Source organism: Sphaerospermopsis sp. LEGE 00249, assembly GCF_014299995.1.
GTDB lineage: Bacteria > Cyanobacteriota > Cyanobacteriia > Cyanobacteriales > Nostocaceae > Sphaerospermopsis > Sphaerospermopsis kisseleviana.
Genome location: NZ_JACJUZ010000144.1, coordinates 1 through 3,754, shown reverse-complemented (window position 1 = coordinate 3,754; position 3,754 = coordinate 1). Strand labels below are relative to the sequence as shown.

Sequence of the window (3,754 nt, the reverse complement as noted above, 5' to 3'; positions counted from 1 at the left end):
TGGGGACTGGTGACTGGGGACTGGTGACTGGGGACTGGGGACTGGTGACTGGGGACTGGGGACTGGGCATTGGGTTATTAACTTCGCCCTGCTCCCTGCTCCCTGCCCCCTGCTCCCTGCTCCCTGCTCCCTGCCTCCTATGACTCTTTATCCACCTTGGGAACAAAATCAGGACGTTCTTTGCTTTCCCAACCTGCTGGGCGTTTGGAGTTGTACCAAGCGATTGAACCGATGGTGACAGCCGCAATAAAACCAACTACATACACTAAAGTAAAAGCTAATGGAAAATGATTACCTGCTGCTGCGGGTGCTGCTGTTTCCAGTAATAATGTCATGACTATATTATCCTATTGTTTGTAACACTTCTTTACAAAGTATAAAACGAGTTGACCATCTACATCTGCCACTGGGGGAAATATTACTCACCAGGGGAGGAAGAAGAAGAACCTGGTTTCAGGCGTTCTCTCCAAGAAGGTTTGGATGGGGAAGATCCAGAGGAATTATTGTTTACAGGAGGAGCAGAATTTGAATCTTGTCTGCGGTTTCGTCTTCTAGAACGAGATGATTCTGCACCAGAATTGTTCCCTGATTGGGAATCAAAGCGCCTCCGTCTTCTGGGAGTGGACTCTTCTTGTTGTCGGTAACGTCGTCTACGTCTTGAAGTGTAGTTTGATTGCTGTTCTACTTCAGAATAAGAGCTTCTGCGTCTACTTCTGCGTCTGGTTGATGAATCACCATCATCCTGATCTGATTGTTGATTATTAGATGCAACGGAAGTATTAACAATTTTTTTTGGTTTGATAGGTTGGGCTTTGATCGTACCTTTGCGATTTTCTAATTTAGGTCGTTCAGAAAACTTTTCTACTGGCATTCCTTCAACGGCTTTTTCCATAAATTCATGCCAGGTATAAGCGGCGCTGGTGCTGCTACCATAGGTAGGGCGGTTATTATCATTACCTAGCCAAACTCCTGCCACTACTTGGGGAATATAGCCAATAAACCACAAATCACGGGCTTCATCTGATGTTCCTGTTTTCCCTGCTACCTGTCTATCTCTTAATTGGGCAGCAGCACCAGTACCGCTTCTGACTACGTTGCGTAACATCCAAGTCATGATGGCGGCGCTATCGGCATCTAAAGCCCGTTGAGGTTGAAAATCAGCAGACCAGATCACATCACCTTGACGGTTGAGGATGCGACGAATTCCATGCGCTTCTGTATGTAAACCTTGGGTAGCAAAAGAACCATAAGCACTGGTTAATTCTAGGAGATTGACTTCGTTAGAACCAAGTGCTAAAGAGTAGGTAGGCTTGAGTTCCGATTTAATCCCCATATCCTGTGCTAGTTTAATGGTTGGCTCATATCCCACATCTATTAATACCCTTACTGCAATTGTATTAATAGAACGGGTAAGAGAATCTTTGAGATTCATTGAGCCATAGAATTTTTCACTGTAGTTTTTTGGTTCATAACCATCTACTACTAATGGTGCATCCACATAGCCATCGTAGGGACTCTTACCTGTAGCGATCGCCGCAGCATAGACAAAACCTTTAAATGTTGATCCTGGTTGTCTTTGCGCTTGAGTTACACGATTAAACTGGTTTTCGCTAAAGTCCTTACCTCCTACCATTGCTTGAATTTCCCCATTGCGGGGATCAATAGCTACTAAAGCGGCTTCTTTAAAATTTGCCCAACTACCTTGAGTTCTGAGAACTTTAGCCACTGCTGCTTCTGCTGCCTTTTGCCAAGTCGGGTTTAAACTGGTTTCTACTACTAACCCTCCTGCTGCTAACACATCAGGCTTAACATATTTTGGTAATTCCTGCTGAATGTAGGAAGTAAAGTAAGGAAACTCAACTTGAAAGCGTCTCGGTAAATTGCTATTAACTGTGAGTGGTTCTTGAATAGCTGCTTGCTGTTGTTCTGGTGTAATTACGCCATCTTCCAACATCCTTTTTAACACTTGATTTCGCCTTGCTATAGCTGCTTGAGGATTTTTATTTGGGGCGTAAGTGTTGGGAGCAGGGGCAAGTCCGGCAATGGTGGCCATTTCTGATAAAGTCAGTTGATCCACGGATTTATTAAAATAGACCCAAGCCGCATCTGCTACACCATAAGCACCAGAACCCAAATAGACTAAATTTAGGTAACGCTCTAAAATTTGGTCTTTACTGAGTTCTTGTTCCATTTTCTGAGCCAGACGCACTTCCTTGAGTTTGCGCCAGATGGTGCGCTCTTGGGTGAGAAAGAGTATTCTTGCTACTTGTTGGGTGATGGTACTACCACCTTCCACGACATCTTGCGATCGCAAATTATTCACAACTGCTCTAAGAATACCTTGAGCATCTATCCCATTGTGCTGTTGAAATCTTCTGTCTTCTGAAGCGATAAAAGCGTTTTTTAAGTTCTCTGGGATTTGTTCTAGCTTTAGCTGTTCCCTAGTGGCTTCTCCTTGCTGTTTGAGAACAGTTCCATCACTGGCTTGAATAGTAAGTGTTTGCTCTCGTATTACCGCATTCAGTTCTGATTTATCCGGTAAAGAACTGTCTATTACACTAATTCCATAATTACAGGCAATGATCCCGCCGCCTAAACTGACTACACCTAAGCCTGTCCAAAACCAAAACCGACGATAAAAAGGTTTATCGCTTCTACCAATTTTGGCAAACATCCCAGATGATAAAGTAGTCATCTGGTTAAGTAACTGCCTTGCCTTCACCAGCATAGTTGGCGGTAGGTGTTCATGTGTGGACTCCTCGTTTGTGGACTCCTCGTTTTTATGATGATTCCCAAGTGGCAAGAGCAGTTTCTCCTCAGAGCTACTTCAGTTGATTATTGATGCCGAAAGGCTAGGGTTGTTGCGCTCATAGCGTTAGAACATCATACCTTATAAATAATCAATTAATTCAGGTAAAATTGATTTATTTGCCAAACCGTTATTTCCATTGGCTTTGGCAGATGATTAAATAATTTCAGGGAGATCAAGACTTATTACCAAATAGGAGAAAGTTTGTAGCTGATGCAGCAAAACTGATCCCCTGCCTCCTAGCAAGAGCATTCAGCAGCAAAAGAATGTCTAAAAAATTCGCCAGAAGTGCGATCGCTCTCGGCAGTAATATGGGTGATCCCCAAAGAACTTTAGCAGCCGCTTTAGAGACTTTAGCCCAAACCCCTGGTATTATTCTCGAAGCAAAATCCAGTTGGTATAGAACCAAAGCCGTAGGACCGCCACAGCCAGATTATTTAAATGGCTGTTCCATATTGCAAGTAGAAATATCTCCACAAGCTTTATTAACCAGCTTGTTAGCAATTGAACAAAAATTTGGTCGTGTGCGTCGAGAGCATTGGGGACCGAGAACTTTAGATTTAGATTTATTGTTGTATGATGACTTAATCTTAAACGAGCCAAATCTCCAGATCCCCCATCCCCGGATGCACGAGCGAGCTTTTGTCCTAGTCCCATTGGCAGAAATTGCCCCAAATTGGAGAGAACCCCTATCTGGTTGTACAATTGAGAATCTGCTGCAAGAAGTAGACCGTTCTGATGTACACTTAGTTAAGTAGGGGTTGCTGAGAAAGTCTTTCCGTGAGGGCATAGGAGTCAGGAGTCAGGAGTCAGGAGTTAGGAGGAGATTTGAAAATTTCTTTGCCATCTCTTGAAATCCCAAAAAATGCACACTTTTTCCGGTATACCCTTCAAAACCCTTGGACTAATTTCTGTGTTTATCAGCCTCTAACCTTTGATATATCA

Annotated in this window: 3 protein-coding genes; 1 reads left to right on the top strand and 2 read right to left on the bottom strand. The window is 43.4% G+C overall.

Going from position 1 to position 3,754, the window contains the following annotated elements; genetic code table 11:
• Window positions 1–137 precede the first annotated feature (137 nt).
• Window positions 138–335, bottom strand: coding sequence for a photosystem II assembly protein Psb35 (gene psb35 / locus H5968_RS24700; RefSeq protein WP_096565707.1), 198 nt, complete (start codon window positions 333–335; stop codon window positions 138–140).
• Between the two features lie 83 nt (window positions 336–418).
• Complete coding sequence (locus H5968_RS24695) at window positions 419–2,695, bottom strand: transglycosylase domain-containing protein (protein ID WP_370569809.1); 2,277 nt, start codon at window positions 2,693–2,695, stop codon at window positions 419–421.
• Between the two features lie 380 nt (window positions 2,696–3,075).
• On the opposite strand from H5968_RS24695, the gene folK reads away from it, so the two are divergent.
• A complete protein-coding gene (folK, locus tag H5968_RS24690) occupies window positions 3,076–3,567 on the top strand; it encodes a 2-amino-4-hydroxy-6-hydroxymethyldihydropteridine diphosphokinase (RefSeq protein WP_187042045.1) in 492 nt (163 codons plus the stop codon).
• Window positions 3,568–3,754: the final 187 nt, after the last annotated feature.